This window comes from Lysinibacillus sphaericus (assembly GCF_002982115.1).
GTDB lineage: Bacteria > Bacillota > Bacilli > Bacillales_A > Planococcaceae > Lysinibacillus > Lysinibacillus sphaericus.
In genome coordinates this window covers 2,614,230-2,633,882 of sequence record NZ_CP019980.1, presented here as the reverse complement: position 1 = coordinate 2,633,882, position 19,653 = coordinate 2,614,230, and the positions used below count along the sequence as shown (strand labels likewise).

Genomic DNA, 19,653 nt, shown 5'->3' with positions numbered 1-19,653 from the left:
ATAAAAATATAACCGTTAAATTTATTACAAACACTAAATTTAAAGTAGAGGTTTATTATATGGTTTTTTCAATAGTTACAGATACCGCTGGTGCAAGAGTTGGTGAATTAGCTAGTGAATTAAGAAACGCATTGGAAACTAATATTAATTCAAAATATAGCAATGTCGATGTTTCGATTGGGATAGTCTTTAGATGCTTACCTGAATCATATGGAAGAAAGTCATTTATTAGATATACTAAAAAAGATAACTATTTGACTATTGATATTGCAGTTACGGTAGAAGAATATGAAAAAATGTATAAAGTAGAGCAAAGGTATAATTTAGAGAAACTATTTATAGAATTTTTAAACACTGCGTTAGAAAAATACACCTTTGAAGGGCTTGAAAAAGAGAGGTTCATAAGTGACATTAAAGTATGGGCTGGAGAAATCCCTTTGAAAATGAATAATGGTTCATCAAAATTGGGTAATTGGTTTAATGAAGAGATTGATTGGTCAGTGGATCTTGATAAATAAATTAGCAACAGTACTGAAAGAATGTAAATTTATTATGGGAAATATTATAATAAATCTTTTACACATGTAGTGATTTCATTACATGTGTTTTTTAACCTGCATGTGTTAAAACTTTTACATGAGAGACAAAAGGGAATTTATACAATAATCATGAAAGAGGGCAGCCAGCAGGTTACTTAAGTATTATTTTTTAAAAATTATGTTGAATAATAGAAGGGAAAATAATATGGTTAAAAGAAATAATGGAAATTTTTGTGTACTGAAGTTTAGTAATTACAACTTAATATGCTGTCCAGATACAACATCCTTAAGGTTTTAAAAAAGCAAAAACTATTGGGGTATATATGCTGATCAAATAAGTCCATAAATCAAAAAATTGGATTCAAAAAAGTAATGCGCGTCCCAAAAAGTGAAGTGAGGTTGATTTTAATGTATGAAGAAATAGAAAAAATTATAGATTGCTTAAAAGAAGGTTTAGAAGAAGATCCTTCAAGTATTGTTTTTGGAAAATTAAATGATGGTATCGGAGAAATGAATGAAACAAATACCTTAAAATTAGGGGTTTATTACAATTTATTACGTTTAACTAATGGAGCACGGTGTGGCGATATTGATTTGTGGAGTTACAGTGAATTAGGAAAAAATCAATTTGTTCTCTCAAATATACAGGATGACAAAGAATCGTGGTTATCCATTGGCCATATTCTTTATGAACCATTAATAATGAACAGATTTAATGGAAATGTTTTTACATATATCGTAGATGAAGATTCTATGAAATGTTTTGGAGAATTTAATTTTTTTTTTAAAAATTCTGTTTTGGGATCTGATTATTGTAACATTATCCCGAATTCTGAAAATGATGATTGGTTTATGTTTCTGAAAAAGAAAGGAATAATTTCTGTCTAGGAGATTAAAGATGGAAATCGAGTAGCGGATTTCTAAGAACAACCTTTCCGCAACGTATTTGTAATAGGATACATAATATTTGATCCACTAACATTAACAAACTATTTGGAGAAAAATAATATTATTGAAAACGAATTGCTAAAATTTTTTAGTGAAAATGAAAAAATAGGCCGAGAGGTTATATCAAAAGGTTGCATTATTCCAATATACGAAATTCCTGAACTTGATGATTATTATCGAATAATAATTAACCCTGAAAAGGAAAATATTGCGATACTTAAAGAAAATTTAATTTTTACTTCAATACCTTTTCCGCTACATGTCACAAGCGGAAATATCATTATATCAGATATCTCTGCGATAATGAATTGGGATAAAGATTATTACTTAAACTATAACTATGAAAATTTAAAAGATGAAAGCTATGACAATTGTGACAGTGTTCAGTTGTCAAAAAACAATTATTCAGTTAAAATAACGGGTTACTGTGGAAATAATTTGAAATCAAATACTGAGTTTGGCTATATTTTCTATTTTAGGACTACTCAAATACTACCTCACTTTGATTTTACAAAGAGTATCGATGAGTATAATTTTGTCGTTGACCCAGAAAATCGAAGGACATAAAAATACTATAGAGCATAGGGGGAGTATAAATGTTTTATTGTTGCTCATCTCAGTTAACACAAAAAGATTTAGAAGAAGTTGAAATCCTATTAAACCTTCAATTACCTTTAGAATTGAAGGAACATTACCTTCAATATAATGGTGGTGTACCTAATAACCCATGCTATTTTGAAGAAAATTCAGGTCTGGAAACTAGGGTCCATGTATTTCTTCCTTTAAAATTTAATAACAATTTAGGGTACACATTGGAAAAGGGATTTTTGGATTTTAAGTCCAAAAAGATTATTCCTGAAAAGTATCTACCATTTGCAAATGACGCAGGAGGGAATGTTTTTTGTATAAACCTTGATTCAAAGGAAATTGTATTAGTTTATTTAGATTTAGGAGAAGTGACGAACAGATGTATTAAATTTTTAGCAAATAGTTTTATGGAATTCATCAATAATCTTGAGGAATGTTTGGATGACGAAGTAGAAGATGATTTCTGATATGAATAAAGTCCATTGTTTAATATATACGGACAAGCTAGGGGAGTATTAAATTTGTAAGAGAAGAAAAAGGTCATTTGAAGAACTACTTTGAATAACAAGGCTTTGGAGGGAATCAGAATGGAAGCGAGGATGTACATTGAACGATGGTGGGGAGAATATATTGGCGGAACAGATGATACTTGCACTTTAATTGATTATTTGGTTAACAGAGAATTTGAGATAGAAATCCCCGTAGAGATAGACGTTAAAAATTTGTTGCAAGACTTCCAACTGACTAATGCTCGGGAAATAAAAGACTTTCGTCAAACGAAGGACATTTACTTTAGTGACGATAACGGTCATCGTCAGGATATAGGTTGTGCAATCAATTTTATAATGGATGTTACGGCTATTATAGTTGAATGTCAAAAAAACGAAAAGGTTCGTCTTGTGGATTTGGATGGAGGTAGCTTGGACAAAAATGCTGTTATTTCTTTAAAAGTAGAAAAAGAAGAGCTTGCACTGTTAAGGGGAATAGTAGAGGATTTTGTTCATCACCCTTTACATTATGATTTGACTGAGTTTTGTTCTGAAGATGATATGAGAGAAATTGCAAAACACTGTAAGGAAATTATAGCAGAACTGAACATGTAAACAGTGATTGAAAAAGCAAAGATAAGAATTTATGGAGGGCTATGAAAATAGCACAGTGCGAACGAGTAAAATTATAATTTCAGGAGTGGTGTTACGATGAGTATTGGCTTGAAAGAGATATGGGATGGGGAAATCCCAGCAGATGAAATGGCTTTAGCGGAGCTATCTGATAAAATATGGGAAATTGGCGGACTGGACACGATTAAAGAAAAGGTTTCGCCAGAGTTATTTCAACTTCACATTGCCATCAATACGATTGGCAACTGGCAGTCGGATGGTTGGGACTATATCTTTGCGTATCAGTCTGAACTGGTACCGCATATTTCAGAGGTTTTGGCGAAATTTGGCTTGCTTCATTTGCAGCATGCTTTTGACGAAGTTTATGCAATTTTTCCAGATTTCATAACATTTGAGGATAATTCACTTTATTGTGACATGATTAACTTCCTGCACAATATGCGACATAAAGTAAGTGAAAAACGTTTGAATACGTACACACAAGATGAGCATCAAGCGATGGTGAAACAATATCAGGAAAAGATTCACCAATTGGATAAAATGACGGGGCCTCTATGGGGATATGGCAGCCCAATGGACGGTTGGGCCGTAATCTTTGAGAATTTAAAGGATTAGAATGGATAAGGCGTTCATAAACTCTAAGAAAGAAAAGTTTTTATATACAGCATTTATCAAAAGAGCAAAGATTAAAGGATTGATTAATCATGTTATTCCTGGATTATGGCCTTCGTTTTGCAACACGTACTACATAATTGTGACAAGATATTTATCACTAAATCAGCCTTTTACCTCCTGTATGCCCTAACGGTAAGACATTTCTATATAAAATTGACGTTTGACAAAATACTTGCTAATATATTAGCCATCTAACATATTAGTGGGTGGTTTTTTGTCTTTATACGAACAGGTTAAGCGCATTAATGAAGCAGAATATACGATAAACCGTTTGATCTATAAACATTATAAGCAATATTTAAATAGCGGTATTACAACGCAACAAGCGGTTGTACTAGATATTGTATACTTATCTAAACGTATTACGGTCGGTGAAATTGCGATTGAAATGAATATTAGCTCTAGCGCAGTTAGCCAATTAATAGCGAAGTTGGAAAAGAATAATTATATCAAGCGAGAAATTAATTTACAAAATCGGCGTGAAGTATTTATAACGTTAGCTGAAAATGGCTTAGAGTATTTTTCGAAGCAAGATTATGTAGAACGACAAATTGCTGATAAAATTTATTGCAAACTTTCATCAGATGAGTTAGATGAATTAGAACGGATTGTTGAAAAATTAAAGGAGATTTCGATGAAGGAGTTATTATAAAGCTTCTTCATACCCAATATGTTAGATAGCTAATTTATTTAGGGGGTTAACAAATGAAGATTATACTTAAAAATATCGCTTTTAAAGGTGCAGTGTATTATGAAAAAAACGGACAAATCAAGCACTATTATGATGGATATCAAGAACTCGAAAAGAAGCATAATATTAACCAAAATACACAATTTAATTTAGCATCATTAAGTAAAATGTTTACTGCCGTAATGACGTTCCAGCTAATAGAAAAAGGACGGTTACAGTTAGAAGATAAAATTTCAAATTGGTTTTATGCACCTTATTTTACCGAAGTAACAGTAGCACAATTACTAACACATACATCCGGTATACCAGAGTACATAGCAGAAGATACAACAATAAGTGTTGAAACATTTATTGAAGTAGGGCTACCACAATTTGCGCCAAAGGAGTACTGGTCTTACAGTAATACGAATTATGTTTTGCTTGCGAAAATAATTGAGAAAGTTAGCAATTTATCATATGAAACATATTTACGACAATATATTGCAGAACCATTAAATCTTACCTATACAACAACTCAACCTGCCAAACAATGGGAAGCGCATGGTCAAACGTATGATTATGAGGAGCAACGATATAGAAACGTTTCGGATGACCCGTATTTTCATGAAATTGAAAAATATAATGATGCATATGGTGACGGTGGTATTTATGGAACAGTGGCAGAGGTGGCTAAGTTTTTAAAGGCATTTTTGCAAGGTCAGTTCATTAGCAAAGAGCATGTCCAATTGATGTTAACCCCAACAGAATTAGCTGATAATTATGGCTATGGTTTTATTGTTCAAGATGGTTGGGTTGGTCATACAGGAGGATGGCTTGGTTGTTCAGCACAAGCTTTTATTAACATATCCACATCGGAATTGATCGTTTTAGCAACGAATCAAGAAGTGTTTCCTCAATATGAACAAGAAATTATGAATTACTTAAAGGGAATACAATCTTCTGTTGAAGCACCAAAACATATCGACATATTATCGCTCTCTAAAAATGATGATATTACGGGTCGATATGAATTAGGAGATGAACATGGCACAAGATTTACGATTATAAAAGAAAGACAATTTATGATTTCATTTGAACATCAGTTGCCTGTACCGCTTTATAAAATAGATGAGTCGTATTATTGGATACGTAATACGATGAGTTATGTAAATATCGAGAATCAATTATTTATTGATGAAGGTGTTGAAGTACCTTATCAAAAAGTTAATTGATATAGTCACAAAAGTTACATGTATGAAAAGCCAAAAAGCAGTATGTTCATGATAAAGGGATTAATTTAAGACTCATTGCCGCAAATACTGTAGAAAATAAACTTTATTTTTCAATTAGCAATATTGGAGAAATCATTAGAGTCTGTAAGGCAATTTGTATGAACAAATTTTAGAGGATTAGATTGTGAATCCTCTAAAAAATGAATGGCAACATTATCTAAGGAAAATAAATCTGAGTGAATGTTCTTTTAGGCTACTTGGGTATCTTTTGAAGGGAATAATTTATGCAAGAAGAAAAAAGGTATAAAAATACAGTATGGTATAGATTTGGGGATTATGTATTTAAAGTAAGTAAATTAGATAGTGGAAATACTGTTGTTTGGGTTAGTTTTAAAGGTTATAATATAGCTTTTCCAATGATAATAAGAGAGTTTTTATATGAAATGGAAGAATATAATTATTTTGATGATATGAGAGTCAATTGTGACTGGAATGGACATAGAGGTTTTGAAGTAAAACAAGAAGAAGTAGATTTATTGATTGGTGAAATACTAAATTTTTGTACCGAAAATGAACCTGAAACTATGGGTTTAATAGAAAAATATAATGATAATGAATGGCATGAATGTTAATTATTTTTAATGTAATGATTAACAAATGAAAATTATTAGTTAAGAAAATAAATAAGCACACATTTTAACGTAATAATATAAAAAACTTAGTATTATTAAACTCCTAAATATAAATTGTGAGGGGCTAATTTGTGGCAAACTCACTGTAAATGAAATGCTAAGAATGAAACCAGGTGTGGTTATGTTTAAATGTTGTCCACACTGTAAGTATTTATTAGATGGATTTGAGTAATATCGGGGGTATCTACAGTTGAAAGATAAATTATTAAACAAAGAATACATTATGAAAAATGGTAAGAATTTTGGGTATGGGGGAGATGATTATGATTCATTTATAGTGGAATATGATCAAAATAATAATGAACACCTATTTACAGGCATAATCTATGAATGTTATGAAGATGGTAATTTAGCAAACCATTATATAGTAAAAAATGGTGTTAAGAATGGGGAAATGGTTTATTATTATCCGAATGGACAAGTCAAAGAAATTAAAAATATCGACACAAACACTGTAGAAGGCATACAAAAAGAGTTCTATGAAAATGGTGTTTTAAAATTAGTTGAATATAGAGTTTTAGGTAGATTAGAGAGCTTTATAAAATATGATGAGCATGGCAATGTATTACAAGAAAAGAACGGATCAATAGAACTTAATCCAACTTATATTGTAAGAATGGATGAAAAATGAAAAATATTTAAAGAACATGCTAGAAAAATAAGACGCTATTATATGGTTTACATTTTTTAAATATTCAATTAGGAATATTTTAAATGATTTAACCAAAAATATTGTATAGTTATTTTCAATAAAAAAGAATAGAAGGATGGGATGATTAGAAATGAAGAAATTTTTCTCTCTGTTGTTTATTTTCTCTTTGTTTGTATTTATGCCCTTGGTCACTAACGCAAATGATCTTTCTGAAGAGACCATAGAACTTCAGCGAAATGATAGAACCGACTTTTCTATTCCTGAAAAAAGCGATTTAACATCAATCATGGGAGAGGGGGATAGCAAAATTTATAAAGTTGCCCTTGGTATGAACAGAAGTGAGAAATTAACATTGGTAACTAGAAAAACATTCGATGTAGAGATTACAAATCCAAAAGGGGATACAATCGTTCTGAAAACTGGATTAGGGGACGAGGGTAATAGACAAGTTGAATTTGATACAAGTATTGTTGGTAATTATCATATTCATATTAAACCCTCGGAAGATGGACGAAATAATTATCCTTATAGTTTACGAACAATTGTAGGGGAGCCAGTCTATCTATATGCTAATCCAAGTTATCGAGTAGATTTACGTACTTCTTCTATATCTTCAAGAAAAACAACGAGTGATATTCAATATTTTGATTTAACGAACATTAGCAGTATTCCTGACGATGCAATTTTAACAGATTTTACAATAGGCGGTAAGGAGACAAATCGCTATTTAGTTAGTTTGTATTCAATCAAGAGAAGCCTTCGTCCAACATCTAGTTTTTCTTGGATTGATGCTACGTTCCCTTTATATAATCCAAAACAATTAGATGCTGTTCCGAAACATGCTCAAATAAAAGTAAAGCAACCTTATGCATTTAAATACTCTGCCTCTTTCGATTTACCAGGAACCTATACTTTACAACCCTTTGTTTTAATAAGCTATAAACGGGAAATGAAATAATAGGAGGACTTGGCTATGTCGCATTCACTACGTTCAATTTCTCAAAGACAAACTTTTAACTCTCCATCTTATCCAAAAATGGTGTTTTCTCGTAAAGAACAACAGGCTCCTTTAAACTCAAATCAATTAGGCTCCCAATTACGGGAAGTACATCACCATAAGCGGGATAATCGTTTGACCATCAAGAAACATCCAGTTGTAGGTAATCCAAATAATTATAAACGCTTCTCCTTAGAGGGAAAAAGCCAAATGTTAGCGAGCATACAAAATTATATTCATACCGGTAATCCTGCTTATCTAAATAGTGTAAGAGATAAGAATAAGGTTTTAAAGGGATTTCAAAGTTTAGGAAGTGTAGCTTCAGCTTTGAAAAAAATGGAGTTACATATTCAAAAAAAGCAGACTAAATTAAAATCAAATATAATAGAATCTCCATCAAGAGAAAGTAATTTTTACAATCAATACCAAGCAAAAGTTCTACATGTCGATCAAAATTTTAATTTGACTATCAAAAACAATCAAGTTTATGGCATTCCAACTGATTATGGGATTATTAATTATCAGTTTATTGATGATGGATCATCTAGATATGTAAAGTTATTACATTATGATAATCAAATATCCGATCACAAACGTGTTCATTTAGAGCGAAAACGGCAATTGTTACAGGACATCCAAACATTTATTCATACAGGTAGTTCTTCATGGTTACACACAGCGAGAGATAACAGTGAGATTTTACAGGGCTTTGAAAGTTTTGGCATTACAACAGAAGAACCCTTTACCATAAATAATGGATCTAAACGATATCGAATTAGTCCGAGCGGTATTTTGCACGATGTTGATTTGGAAAGCAAGGGTATGCGTGAAAAAGATTGGCGCAAATATGGTCACGACGAAAATACAGTTTTTTTAATTCAAGGAAAAGAGTATAAAATGGATGAAAATGGAAGACTTCCTTTACCAGAAGATTATGTTCATAAACACGAACAAGTGAAAATTTTTAAAAGAAACTAAAAGAGGGCTATAAGGGCTCTCTTTTTTTATGAAGTCAAGGAGACGATGACAATTGGTACCATATCTAGTGAAAGGTAATAAAAAATAATGTACATTTCTTTATGTTGTCTTTGCAAAAATCCAAATGCATTGACAGCATATTCGGAAGCTGAAAAAAATTCCATATTGTCATGTATAATAAATGTATAAATTAATCTATTGATTCTTATAGAAGCGGACAGTATGGGGGAAAAAGATAATGGAGATTTTAGAATTACCGATTGAATTTGAATTTAACGGACAAAGGAACACGATATATCCTAGCTTAATTGTATGGAACAATGAACTAACATTGGTCGATACAGGGTATATAAATTTTTTACCATTGATTGAAAATGAAATTATTAAACGTGGCTATGAAATGAAATATTTAAAGAATATTATTATTACGCATTATGATGATGATCATATCGGCTCTTTACATGATTTCAAAGAAAAATATCCTTGGATAAACATTATTGCTAGTGAAATAGAATCATCATATCTTAGTGGCGAAATGAAGTCTGAGAGCTTAGTACAGGCGGAGGAATTACTGGAAAATATGCCACCTGAAGAAATAGCATTTGGCAAATGGTTTATCAAGCAACTAAAGGAATTAAAACCTATTGCAATCGATCAAAAGGTCCATGATGGTAACATGATTCTATATAACGAATGTCGAGTAGTTGCAACACCTGGGCATACATCCGGGCATATTTCATTATATTTTCCAAAGTTAAATAGTGTTATTACAGGGGATGCTGCTGCTAATGAAAATCAACAATTAGTTATTGCAAATCCACACTTTTGTTTAAACATGGACAACGCAAAACACTCTTTGCGTAAAATTCAAAACCTTCAAGCTGACACGTACTATTGTTATCATGGTGGGAAAATTGCTTTATAGTAGGGTGAAGCATGTTTGAAATACCACCAATATTAAGCAATAATAAATGTTCTAAGCTAAATGTATCTTGTTCATTTGTTAATTCAACTGCTCTTTGTGCGTGAAAGAGGGCACAATGATAGGCGCCTTCAATAGGTGTTTCAAACTTATATAACATCATTATAAGAAGTGTGCTTGAACTTTTTAAATAGCATGAGGTTAAAACGAGGATTCGTTTTAACCTCATGCTTGTAAATCTATTTACAAATGTAATCGATATTTTACTTAGTTTTACGTTGTAATTCTTTAAGGGAACTTTTCGCAATTTTATTAGAGGGGTCTAACGCTAAAATTTTATGGCAAATGTCAATCGCTTCTTGATCACTCACTAATTTATCAGGAACGATATTAAGGAATAATAAATTCTCTAAGTCACCTGCATCTTGTTCATTTGTCAGTTCTACAGCTCTTTGTGCGTGATAGAGAGCACAATGATAGGCACCTTCAATAGGTGTTAAAGAGTTTACAAATAATGAAAAGGCAAGAGTATGTAACTCCGCGGTTTCTTTCTTCATTATAAGATAATGCAAAAAAGTATAGTAAATCATATTGCGGTTGTCATAAGCAATGGAGATTAATTCACTATGAAATTGTTCGAAATCGCTTTTTTGATATAATTTTTCAGCTTCGTTAAAATTGACAGACAAAATTAATTTTTCCAAATTTTTTAACATCATTTATTCACCCACCCATTACTTATTTTTATTTTACCATTTTCTCTTACAAAAGTTACTGTTATAGTATGACCATTCATCATTAACGTTTTCTTTCTTGCGCTCTTATAAGGATCCTCTTTGCCGTAACGCATGACGTGGGACATGACCTTTGCTACATCATCCCAATTATTCTTCGTTACTTTATGCCAATCATGTTTTGGATCTAGGATGTGCTTGCGTGAATTAGCATCTAATCTTGATACAGAAGACAATACTTTATCAAAATTTCTACTGCGAATCGCATTCGTTGTAGCTTTTCTACCGTATTTTTTTATAGCATATGAAATACCGTATCTTGCTACGGCGGCTATAATGACTACTGGTAAAGCAGAAGATTGGGCTTCTAGTGTATCGATATCATAAATTTCGCCATCAGTTTGATCGACAAAAGTTGCTGAGAACTCCTGTCCTTCATTTGTATGAACGATTACTTCATATTCATGGGAGATTTTTTCTCCATCTTCTTCCACTGTACCATGCAATAAAATGGATTCGGTAATTGTATCATAATATATTACAGTGGATACATGAACATCTGTTGTATTTATGTCAGTATATACTGTGACCAAATCATTATCTTGTTCGACATTTAAATCAAATTGTTCAGTATCATCGATTCCGAGCTCTTGTAGTATTTCATTTTCGACTTCAATCGTATTATATTCGATCGTGTTCGCTTCATCATTTGCGTAAGATTTGAGTGGATCAACACTTGGTACAAGAGAAATTAGCATTGTTATTACAATTAATTTAATTAAGAATTTTTTCATCATTCATTACTCCTTTTCCTAATTAAGTTGTATAAAACCATGTCCGTATTCTTCATCAAATCCAGGTAGTCCTAAATCTTTCACGTAAGGTGCTAGAAAGCTATTTAAATTAGTACTATTAATCTTTTCATTAGTGTTTCCAAGTAAATAAGCAATAGAGCCAGTAACGAAAGCTGCCGCAAAAGATGTTCCATTAAATATGCTGTAGCCACCATTTTTGTCAGTAGATAAGATATTTTTACCTGGTGCGGCGTAATCGATTTTGCCTTTTCCAGAGTAGCTATAGCTTGTGAAATCAGGTTTTAATGCAGAAACTGAAATGACACCTTCGTATTTCGCTGGGTAATCAACCCTTAATCCTAGTGTGTTACCAGAAGCTGCTACAATAATAATTCCTTCGGCTAAAGCTTTCTTTATAACCTTTTCAAATTCCAGATTATTTGTTTCAAATCCAAAGCTGATATTGATAATATCTACATCATTTTTGATACTCCATTCGATACCGTTGATAACTGTTTGAAAGTCACTTTTACCTTTGGTATTTAAAACTTTGACATTATAAATCTCTACATTATCCTTTGCGATTCCAGAAAAGCCCATTTTATTATGAGATGAACCGATAATCCCGGCAATGGCTGTCCCATGGTTTAACTCATCAATTGGTTCTTGGTCCGTTTCGATAGCGTTATACGACGCAACGATCTTATTTTTTAAAGCAGCATGATGGGAAATACCACTATCCAATATCGCTACTTTAATCTTTTTATTAGTTGGTTTTTCGCTCTTTCCAGAAGTTGAATGAATCGCATGATACCCCCAAATTGCACTGTCTTCATATCGAGCAAACTTTTGAATGGAATAACCTATAAGGAACGCTAGTAACAACATAACAAGCACAACTAAAATGCGTTTTTTAATATTTCAATCACCCTTTCTTATCTCCAAATAATCTTAAGAACTGACTTCTAGATAGATTTGGATATTGATGACTCAACTAATATCCTCATTTTGATATTTTTATAATAAGTGATGATTGATTAGATATTTCAAAATATTCGCAAAAGAATATTTAAAGATAAGTTCCTACGATTTTATAGTGGGAGGAAAGAAGAGATGGAATATTATTTTCTAGTATTCTTTTAGGAATATTTTGATTATATGGGTTAAAATTTTTGTATATTTGTATAAATAAAGAAACTTAACATGATAGATTTAGTACAGGATGATGGGGGAAGGGAGGTTAGGCATAATGTAGTAGAAGTTTTTTGAAATATAAATGAAGTAGAGAAAATCGAGGAGTGAGTAAGTATGAAATTCATTCCGAAAGTCTATTTTATTAATAAACAATTCACACAAATTTTTTATGCACAATTTCTATCAGGTCTGGCAGATAAAATTATCCTCTTTATTTTACCTCTATGGATTTTAGAAGTAACAAGATCATCCATCTTCGTTTCCATTTTAAGTGCTTGCAGTACAATTGCTATCGTGATTCTTTCTCCGTTTATGGGGACTTTTGTCGATAGATTATATAAAAAAAATTTAATGCTTGTCGCAAACAGTATACGCTGTTTGTTATTGATTTTACTTGCCGTTATTACAATTTTGGGCTATTTTGATTTTTTATATATACTCCTTATTTTTATTGTTTATTCATTTGGTAGTACGTTACATTCCCCAGCAGCCAATGTTGCGCTCACAATTATTGTCAATGATGATGAGCTACAGGAGGCTGTAGCTATTAGACAAACATCGAATCAGCTAGAGAGCGTTTTAGCGCCAACGTTAGGTGGTCTGTTATTTAGCGTGTTTAGTCCAGGAAACTTCTTTCTTATTAATGGGTTGTGCTTCGTTCTTTCTCTTCTTATATTGTTAACTTCAAATATTACAGAACAGCATAAAGCTAAAGCGAAACAATCTTTTCTAGTAGACTTAAAGGAAGGCGTGTCTATTCTTTTCCAAGATAAGATATTAAAAACCTTTCTTTTTAGCGCGGCTATTATCAATATTTTAGGTGCAGCAATTATGTTAACACTACGAGTAATCGTTATTAATATGGAAGTAAGCTCATTATGGTGGAGCCTTATTTTTGTTGGCTCACCTGTTGGGGTAATCATTGGGGCTTTTATGTCAATGAAATGGAAAGTACAATCCAGCATATTTATTTACGGTTTTATATGTTGTGCGGTCATGGGGTTTTTTAATATATTGATGAGTCTAGCGAATGCACCACGCGTACTAACGATTTTCTACTTTTTATCGGGTATAGCGTTTGGTATGGGGAATACTTATTTTGGCATAATGTATAGAAGAAAAATTCCCGTTGAAAAGCAAGGAAGATTTTTTGGATTTTTAAGTGCTGCCTTATTAATATCCATTCCAGTCGGACAAGTTTTTACGGGTGTGTTATTAGATTCTATTAATCCAAACCTTGTTATGGGGATATTAGGCTTGCTAACTGTCGTTACTGCATTAGTCTCAATAAAAGTATTAGGTCGTGAACAAAAGAAAAAAATCGAATATTCGAATTGATGGAGCGAAAGCTCTGACTTCCATTAATACGCTTTGCAAGCCCCTTTCTTTCAAGAGGTTTGCAAGGCTTTTATTAATGGACAACAAAAAAACGCTAATTGTACAATAAAGGTAGATTTGGTACGTTACTCGATTTTGAAACAGGGGAGAGTGGTTTTAAGAATAGTTTGATTTTCTTCAAATTAGCTTCCTCTCCCAGTACCGATTAACCAAAGTGTTGAAGTTGTTATTTCCATCTTGACCTCATTGATCAATTTAAATACCCCCTTGTTAACTACATCATTGCATACATTTCAATCATTTTAGAAAAATATTCATAAAAGAATATTTTGTAAGGAGTGAATGGTAACGTGAAAGGTTATGGTGAGATTACAAAACAAATAAGGATTAGCAAAGGGTATACGCAAAAACATGTGGCAGCTCATTTTTTAACACAGGGTGCGTATTCAAAGTTTGAGAATAACAATACGGACATCACCTTTGCCTCGATGCATGGGATAGTAAATCAACTAGGTATAACATTTGAGGAATTTTTTTATATTCAAAATGGCTATCAATATAGTAAACGGGATGATATAATCATCCAATTTTTTCGTTTACCCTATAACAATGAAATAGTACTTTATAGACTGAAGGAAAAATGTAGACTTTATTTAAAAGAAGCTAGGGAAGATCAACAGATTATTCATATTTCTACTATTTTAGATGGATTAATCATTCTAGCTAAAGCAGGTGATTTGGAGCAAGCGAGGGCTATTGTTGAACCAGTTTGGCAAGACTTATCTAAATATAACCAACTTTTTGTAGCGGATTTATATATGTTAAATGCCATTTTATTTTTATTCCCTTTACCAACAGTTCTTCAAATCAAACAATTTGCTTTACGGCATATTGCTTTGTATAAAAACTTTCGTCATGTTTCACGTTTGAAAATTAATATTTCGATGAATATTACTTTGCTATTAATACAAGATAAAAAATATTCAAAAGCACAAAAAGAAATTTCAAACGCGATATCTTTATGCAAAACAGGGGATCTGTCTGAATCACCTCGGACAAGCAGGTGGAAAATGGATACGAAAGGGGAAAAATATTTTGATGGCGCTTGAACAATTCATGTTATTACAGTTAGTAGAACAGGAAATAAAGCAATACTAAACTAAGTACATCATTGCATTTCATTAGGACCACTTGCATAATAAGTCTTAAGAAAGACTGTCAATGTTTAAACTCTTGATTAAGATATGGCTATGGTAGTCATACTTAAATACAGCTGACTCATCGGAAAAAGAAAGGGTGGTACTTCTATGACGGAATGGCCCAAAGGCGTCGCTAAGCCAGCTATTCGAGCATTAAATGCTGCTGGCTATACACAATTGCAACAATTAAAAGAGGTCGACTTAGCGACATTAAAAAATCTACATGGAATAGGCCCCAAAGCACTCGCAGCAATAGAAGTGGCATTAAAAGAAAGTAGGTAATGGATTGAATAAACTCACATTATTTTTAATAGCCATGGTCGTCTATTATATCCTTGTTATTTTTATTGTAAGTAAGCTATTTATGTTTCCAATTATAAAAGGAATGATGCTCGTTTTCTTTATTGGGGCAGGCTTTATATACTCAAGAAGGATGCGCAAGAAGTTACAGTAGGTTTAATTCTTATAAAGAGGTTGAGGCAAGTACATAGGTATGTTTTGTATTCACAATTTCAATTCAATCAATAGGCTGGAAACGTAATTTATCCCATGTCTTAACATTGTAAGTGGCGTGTGAAAACAAGAAAACAGTCGATTGAGAAGGTAAAAGCCCTTTAATTGACTGTTTTTTTATTCGTTTCGTGTTTTCTAAGCTCACATGTTATAGGTTTAAAAAAATTTGTAGGGAAGTTATGTAGAGGGTAGTATTTATTTCAATTGCTCTAGACTTACGATGAATTTAGTTAGAGGTGGATAAAATGAAATATTTAATCGCTTTATATGTAATGATGATGCTTATTATTTTTGTAAATTTGATTAGTGAATTTATGTTAGGTGGTCGTTATTCAGCCATGCTAGTTGGATTATTTGTATGTTGTTCTTTTTTGGAACGATCTTTTTTGCTAATGCTAGATACTATTTAAATAAGATTGGTAAGTAAATAATAATAGAAATAGTACATAAAAAATGTGGTTGATACTGTAAATGTGTCGCAACTTTAAATGAAAACTTTTCGAAGGAAGGGATACGATTGATTTCAGTTTTAGTTGTGGATGATCATCCAATTGTTTTAAAAGGGTTAAAAACGTTGTCACTGGAGATAGAAGATCTTAATTTTGAAATTGAGAAGAATCCTCATAAGGTTCTTGATAGAATGCAAGAGGAAGAATTCCATGTATATTTAATTGATGCTTGTATTGCCACCAATAACAATCTAGAACTTACGACAGAAATTAAAGCACAGCAGGAACAAGCAATTATTATTTTATATACGACTGATGGTGTTTGTTCCTATTATCCCCTATTAGTGGAGAAAAAAGTGGAGGGCATTCTTGTAAAAACCGCTCCGATTGATCAAATCATCTCAACAATTCGTTTAAGCTTTCAAGAGAAGATTGTGATTCCAACCGATTTTTTAGATTATGTAAATGAGAAAATAAATGATCGATATGCTAATTTAAAGTTAACGCATCGAGAACTAAAATTGCTGCAGATGTTAATGAACGGCTACCCAAATAAGAAAATTGCAGCAATATGCAATGTTTCTGTACGTACGGTAGAACGCCATTTAACACAGCTTTTTAGCCTATTAGGTGTGTCTACACGGCTAGAAGCGGTTGAGATTGCAAAAGAGAAACAATTGCTTAATGAAATGAAAGATAATTGATGATAAAAAGTGTCGAGGGAAATCGGAACTGACCCCAATAGGTATAGACAAATAAAAAAAGCATCTTCGATTGAAATTCGGGTATAGATACTTAAATTTCAATTTGGAGGTGTTTTTTCTATGGGAACAAGAGTGAGTTATCCCTATGAAGTAAAAATGAAAGCGATTAAGATGCGATTAGCGGGTGTACCTGTCAAACAGATTCTATTGGAATTAAATATACGCCATAAAACACAGGTCGAAACATGGGTGCGTTGGTATAGAAATGGTGAAGTCAATCGTTTGAAACAACCTGTAGGCAAACAATATATCTTTAATAAGGGTCCTGAACCGGACAATGAACAAACGAAATTAGCATTGGAAAACCGTTATTTAAAGCAACAAATTGAGGTGCTAAAAAAGTACGCAGAGTTGGAGAGGAAGTGGTTGGAGAAGTAGCAGTACAGTTAGTTGCGTCACTAAGAAGCATGATGTCTGTAAAGGACATTTGTAAACACTTTGGGATTGCACGATCTACCTACTATCGTTGGAAACAGGCATCAACCGATGCAAGGTCTCGTCAAGCAATAGAGAGACGTATCGGTGAACTCTGTCGAGCAAATAAATTTCGCTATGGCTACAGAAAAATTACAGCACTCTTACGTCAAGAAATGTGCGTCAATCATAAAGTGGTTCAACGTATCATGCAAAAATATGGTTGGCAATGTCGCGTGAAAGTGAAAAAACGGAAACGAACAGGACAACCTTATGCAATCGCAGCAAATTTATTAAATCGCGATTTTGAAGCCACCGCACCGTTACAGAAGCTCGTAACTGATATTACTTACTTGCCATTTGGTCAAAAACAGTTGTATCTTTCAAGTATTCAAGATTTATATAATGGTGAAATTATTGCCTATTCGATTGGAGACTGCCAAGATACTGATTTTGTGCTGGATACATTAGCTCAACTTCATCATTTGCCCGAAGGGTGTACGTTGCACAGTGACCAAGGGGCGGTATACACATCGTATGATTATCAACAGGCCGTAAAAGCAAAAGGCATTACCATGAGCATGTCCCGTAAAGGTACGCCCGCTGATAATGCCCCAATCGAATCGTTTCATTCTGTGTTAAAGTCTGAAACATTCTACTTAGACAATTTGAACAGTACTACGACGGCCATCGTAGAACAAACTGTCAAAGACTATATAAACTATTATAACAATAACCGAATTCAAACGAAACTAAACAACCAGTCGCCGGTTCAATACCGACAACTGGTTGGGTAATGCTTTTTTGATTACTGTCTTATATATCGGGGTCAGTCCCATCGGCACTTTTTTAGTTTTTTTAATTGGACGTCATCATTTGCCATTAGCATTTACTAGAAGCGAAAAAGCTCGAACTTAGGGTATTTAGAAGATTGTTAAAAAAGGAAATTTAATCGTGACCGACAGAAATTTTGACGGTACCGACAAAAATATTGTCGGTTGAAATGTCGGTTATGGGCAAGATAAAATTAATTTAACAGCTTATCGAAAGGAGAAATTTGTATGCCCTAAGAAAAGAATTATGATTGCTGTCTATGCACTTCTGTTAACAATCGGCATTAGTAGCAAAATTGTATTTGGTAAAGAACAAAATGCTGTAAGTAGGGAGAGGATTGAGCATGAATATGCTGTAGCTAAAGTATTAGACGAAATGCCTGATATAGCCCATAAACTTCAAGAAACTACTAAAGAAAGTGGTTTAGCTTTAGTAGAAGAATCGTTGGATAAAAGAAAAGCAGAGTTTAGATTAAAAGTTCATAATGAAATGAGTCATTTGAAACATGACAATGCTTACTTGGAAAAAGCCGCTGTAGAGGAAACAGAAAGGTATATAGATGCGATACGAATTGCGAAAGCGATTTATGGTGTAAGTATCTCCCAAGATGAAGTCAATCAATATATTGCTACAAATGTTGCGGATATCGTATTGCCAGAAAAGGAACGCTACGCAAAGGCACTGGGGATATCTCTTTATAAATTAGATTATAGCTTTGATCGAGATTTTTATGTGATGGACACATTATGGGATAAGCTAATGCCTGTTTTAATGGCGCGTTACCCTCAAGAAGATGGGGAAGATAGTAATTTATATCTGGACAGAATAAAAGACGAATTTTATAGCCACTCATTAACAAGATGACAACTATATGATAACAGCAGTATCAAAATATATTCGCTGAGCTAATAAGGAGGAGTTTTCATGAATAAGAAGAGAGCTTTATCAGTATTAGGAGTATCTGTAATGATGTTTTTGGGGGTAACAGGAGTAAGTGCATATAATGCTAAATTTAGTTTTGATATGAATACAGGTCTTTTCAATGGAAAAGTCTATACTTCTCCAGCGTACAAGTATACAAAAGACGAAGATCCATTTTTAAGAGTGGATTTTATTGAATCGAGTGTACGGACAAAATTTGGAGTTGTTAATTCCAATGGTGATGCCAGAAGCTCAACTTTGACAACTCGTAGTGCTACTTCTAGTTTATTGAATAATCTAGGAATGGCTCAAAATCATCAATATCGGATGGGCATACAAACAGATGATGGAAGTTGGTATAATCGGTACAATGTCAGGGGGGCCTGGAATCCTGATTCCTATTAGAATCTAACAAAAAGGTTTCCCTCCATATTTTCATGGAGGAAAACCTTTTTGCCTACTATTTTTAAATAGGTGGTGATGAT

24 protein-coding genes are annotated in these 19,653 nt (G+C 32.7%); 21 read left to right on the top strand and 3 right to left on the bottom strand.

Features of this window, described 5'->3' with window-relative positions:
* Positions 1-59 precede the first annotated feature (59 nt).
* From LS41612_RS13360 to LS41612_RS13300, 13 genes are all read left to right on the top strand, one after another.
* Positions 60-518, top strand: a complete 459-nt coding sequence (locus tag LS41612_RS13360) for an Imm44 family immunity protein (protein ID WP_024363662.1) — start codon at positions 60-62, stop codon at positions 516-518.
* Between the two features lie 429 nt (positions 519-947).
* Positions 948-1,427 carry a hypothetical protein gene (locus LS41612_RS13355; protein ID WP_024363663.1) on the top strand — a complete coding sequence of 160 codons (480 nt, stop codon included), beginning with the start codon at positions 948-950 and terminating at the stop codon, positions 1,425-1,427.
* Positions 1,428-1,532: 105 nt separating this feature from the next.
* The gene (locus tag LS41612_RS13350) at positions 1,533-2,054 is read left to right on the top strand and encodes a hypothetical protein (protein WP_024363664.1); all 522 of its coding nucleotides are present in this window, start codon (positions 1,533-1,535) and stop codon (positions 2,052-2,054) included.
* Between the two features lie 29 nt (positions 2,055-2,083).
* A complete protein-coding gene (locus tag LS41612_RS13345; RefSeq protein WP_024363665.1) occupies positions 2,084-2,542 on the top strand; it encodes an SMI1/KNR4 family protein in 459 nt (152 codons plus the stop codon).
* 120 nt (positions 2,543-2,662) lie between these two features.
* Complete coding sequence (locus LS41612_RS13340) at positions 2,663-3,178, top strand: imm68 putative immunity domain-containing protein (RefSeq protein WP_024363666.1); 516 nt, start codon at positions 2,663-2,665, stop codon at positions 3,176-3,178.
* Positions 3,179-3,274: 96 nt separating this feature from the next.
* Positions 3,275-3,811, top strand: coding sequence for a hypothetical protein (locus LS41612_RS13335; RefSeq protein WP_024363667.1), 537 nt, complete (start codon positions 3,275-3,277; stop codon positions 3,809-3,811).
* A gap of 274 nt (positions 3,812-4,085) precedes the next feature.
* Positions 4,086-4,523, top strand: coding sequence for a MarR family winged helix-turn-helix transcriptional regulator (locus tag LS41612_RS13330; RefSeq protein ID WP_024363668.1), 438 nt, complete (start codon positions 4,086-4,088; stop codon positions 4,521-4,523).
* 53 nt (positions 4,524-4,576) lie between these two features.
* The gene (locus tag LS41612_RS13325) at positions 4,577-5,773 is read left to right on the top strand and encodes a serine hydrolase domain-containing protein (protein WP_024363669.1); all 1,197 of its coding nucleotides are present in this window, start codon (positions 4,577-4,579) and stop codon (positions 5,771-5,773) included.
* A gap of 284 nt (positions 5,774-6,057) precedes the next feature.
* Positions 6,058-6,405 (top strand): hypothetical protein, encoded by a 348-nt coding sequence (locus LS41612_RS13320; protein WP_024363670.1) that lies wholly within the window; start codon positions 6,058-6,060, stop codon positions 6,403-6,405.
* Between the two features lie 250 nt (positions 6,406-6,655).
* Complete coding sequence (locus LS41612_RS13315) at positions 6,656-7,096, top strand: toxin-antitoxin system YwqK family antitoxin (RefSeq protein WP_024363671.1); 441 nt, start codon at positions 6,656-6,658, stop codon at positions 7,094-7,096.
* Positions 7,097-7,247: 151 nt separating this feature from the next.
* Positions 7,248-8,075, top strand: coding sequence for a hypothetical protein (locus LS41612_RS13310; RefSeq protein ID WP_024363672.1), 828 nt, complete (start codon positions 7,248-7,250; stop codon positions 8,073-8,075).
* A gap of 15 nt (positions 8,076-8,090) precedes the next feature.
* Positions 8,091-9,092, top strand: a complete 1,002-nt coding sequence (locus tag LS41612_RS13305; RefSeq protein ID WP_024363673.1) for a hypothetical protein — start codon at positions 8,091-8,093, stop codon at positions 9,090-9,092.
* Positions 9,093-9,330: 238 nt separating this feature from the next.
* Complete coding sequence (locus LS41612_RS13300) at positions 9,331-10,017, top strand: MBL fold metallo-hydrolase (protein ID WP_024363674.1); 687 nt, start codon at positions 9,331-9,333, stop codon at positions 10,015-10,017.
* A 260-nt stretch (positions 10,018-10,277) separates the two neighbouring features.
* Here the strand turns inward: LS41612_RS13300 and LS41612_RS13295 are convergent, their stop codons facing one another.
* The 3 genes from LS41612_RS13295 to LS41612_RS13285 are packed head-to-tail and all read right to left on the bottom strand — an operon-like array spanning position 10,278 to position 12,430.
* Positions 10,278-10,733 (bottom strand): hypothetical protein, encoded by a 456-nt coding sequence (locus LS41612_RS13295; protein ID WP_227665435.1) that lies wholly within the window; start codon positions 10,731-10,733, stop codon positions 10,278-10,280.
* Positions 10,730-11,545 carry an SAR2788 family putative toxin gene (locus LS41612_RS13290; RefSeq protein WP_080653356.1) on the bottom strand — a complete coding sequence of 272 codons (816 nt, stop codon included), beginning with the start codon at positions 11,543-11,545 and terminating at the stop codon, positions 10,730-10,732. Before LS41612_RS13290 ends, LS41612_RS13295 begins: the two co-directional genes overlap by 4 nt.
* 15 nt (positions 11,546-11,560) lie before the next feature.
* The gene (locus LS41612_RS13285; protein ID WP_080653357.1) at positions 11,561-12,430 is read right to left on the bottom strand and encodes a S8 family peptidase; all 870 of its coding nucleotides are present in this window, start codon (positions 12,428-12,430) and stop codon (positions 11,561-11,563) included.
* A 420-nt stretch (positions 12,431-12,850) separates the two neighbouring features.
* On the opposite strand from LS41612_RS13285, the gene LS41612_RS13280 reads away from it, so the two are divergent.
* From LS41612_RS13280 to LS41612_RS13250, 8 genes are all read left to right on the top strand, one after another.
* A complete protein-coding gene (locus LS41612_RS13280; RefSeq protein WP_051147757.1) occupies positions 12,851-14,074 on the top strand; it encodes an MFS transporter in 1,224 nt (407 codons plus the stop codon).
* A 350-nt stretch (positions 14,075-14,424) separates the two neighbouring features.
* Positions 14,425-15,183, top strand: a complete 759-nt coding sequence (locus tag LS41612_RS13275; protein ID WP_024363679.1) for a helix-turn-helix domain-containing protein — start codon at positions 14,425-14,427, stop codon at positions 15,181-15,183.
* Between the two features lie 198 nt (positions 15,184-15,381).
* Positions 15,382-15,555 (top strand): helix-hairpin-helix domain-containing protein, encoded by a 174-nt coding sequence (locus LS41612_RS23340; RefSeq protein WP_162832723.1) that lies wholly within the window; start codon positions 15,382-15,384, stop codon positions 15,553-15,555.
* A gap of 4 nt (positions 15,556-15,559) precedes the next feature.
* On the top strand, positions 15,560-15,727 hold the full coding sequence (locus LS41612_RS23335) for a hypothetical protein (RefSeq protein WP_167331266.1): 168 nt from the start codon (positions 15,560-15,562) through the stop codon (positions 15,725-15,727).
* A 576-nt stretch (positions 15,728-16,303) separates the two neighbouring features.
* Complete coding sequence (locus LS41612_RS13265) at positions 16,304-16,939, top strand: response regulator transcription factor (protein WP_024363680.1); 636 nt, start codon at positions 16,304-16,306, stop codon at positions 16,937-16,939.
* 120 nt (positions 16,940-17,059) lie between these two features.
* Positions 17,060-18,210 (top strand): IS3 family transposase gene (locus LS41612_RS13260; RefSeq protein ID WP_105928880.1). Its coding sequence is split into 2 segments (ribosomal slippage): positions 17,060-17,333 and positions 17,333-18,210, totalling 1,152 coding nucleotides; the frame shifts between segments, so codons are not numbered across the junction.
* Positions 18,211-18,493: 283 nt separating this feature from the next.
* The gene (locus LS41612_RS13255; protein WP_024361923.1) at positions 18,494-19,111 is read left to right on the top strand and encodes a hypothetical protein; all 618 of its coding nucleotides are present in this window, start codon (positions 18,494-18,496) and stop codon (positions 19,109-19,111) included.
* A 60-nt stretch (positions 19,112-19,171) separates the two neighbouring features.
* On the top strand, positions 19,172-19,573 hold the full coding sequence (locus LS41612_RS13250; protein WP_024361922.1) for a hypothetical protein: 402 nt from the start codon (positions 19,172-19,174) through the stop codon (positions 19,571-19,573).
* The last annotated feature ends 80 nt before the right edge of the window (positions 19,574-19,653 follow it).

Excerpts from the sequence above, each read along its gene's own strand:
- LS41612_RS13250 (WP_024361922.1), top strand. The coding sequence starts at position 19,172 with ATGAATAAGAAGAGAGCTTTATCAGTATTAGGAGTATCTGTAATGATG.
- LS41612_RS13360 (WP_024363662.1), top strand. The coding sequence starts at position 60 with ATGGTTTTTTCAATAGTTACAGATACCGCTGGTGCAAGAGTTGGTGAA.
- LS41612_RS13290 (WP_080653356.1), bottom strand. The coding sequence starts at position 11,545 with ATGATGAAAAAATTCTTAATTAAATTAATTGTAATAACAATGCTAATT.
- LS41612_RS13280 (WP_051147757.1), top strand. The coding sequence starts at position 12,851 with ATGAAATTCATTCCGAAAGTCTATTTTATTAATAAACAATTCACACAA.
- LS41612_RS13345 (WP_024363665.1), top strand. The coding sequence starts at position 2,084 with ATGTTTTATTGTTGCTCATCTCAGTTAACACAAAAAGATTTAGAAGAA.
- LS41612_RS13285 (WP_080653357.1), bottom strand. The coding sequence starts at position 12,430 with ATGTTGTTACTAGCGTTCCTTATAGGTTATTCCATTCAAAAGTTTGCT.
- LS41612_RS13335 (WP_024363667.1), top strand. The coding sequence starts at position 3,275 with ATGAGTATTGGCTTGAAAGAGATATGGGATGGGGAAATCCCAGCAGAT.
- LS41612_RS13310 (WP_024363672.1), top strand. The coding sequence starts at position 7,248 with ATGAAGAAATTTTTCTCTCTGTTGTTTATTTTCTCTTTGTTTGTATTT.
- LS41612_RS13355 (WP_024363663.1), top strand. The coding sequence starts at position 948 with ATGTATGAAGAAATAGAAAAAATTATAGATTGCTTAAAAGAAGGTTTA.
- LS41612_RS13295 (WP_227665435.1), bottom strand. The coding sequence starts at position 10,733 with ATGATGTTAAAAAATTTGGAAAAATTAATTTTGTCTGTCAATTTTAAC.
- LS41612_RS23340 (WP_162832723.1), top strand. The coding sequence starts at position 15,382 with ATGACGGAATGGCCCAAAGGCGTCGCTAAGCCAGCTATTCGAGCATTA.
- LS41612_RS13320 (WP_024363670.1), top strand. The coding sequence starts at position 6,058 with ATGCAAGAAGAAAAAAGGTATAAAAATACAGTATGGTATAGATTTGGG.
- LS41612_RS13305 (WP_024363673.1), top strand. The coding sequence starts at position 8,091 with ATGTCGCATTCACTACGTTCAATTTCTCAAAGACAAACTTTTAACTCT.
- LS41612_RS13340 (WP_024363666.1), top strand. The coding sequence starts at position 2,663 with ATGGAAGCGAGGATGTACATTGAACGATGGTGGGGAGAATATATTGGC.
- LS41612_RS13300 (WP_024363674.1), top strand. The coding sequence starts at position 9,331 with ATGGAGATTTTAGAATTACCGATTGAATTTGAATTTAACGGACAAAGG.
- LS41612_RS13325 (WP_024363669.1), top strand. The coding sequence starts at position 4,577 with ATGAAGATTATACTTAAAAATATCGCTTTTAAAGGTGCAGTGTATTAT.
- LS41612_RS13255 (WP_024361923.1), top strand. The coding sequence starts at position 18,494 with ATGATTGCTGTCTATGCACTTCTGTTAACAATCGGCATTAGTAGCAAA.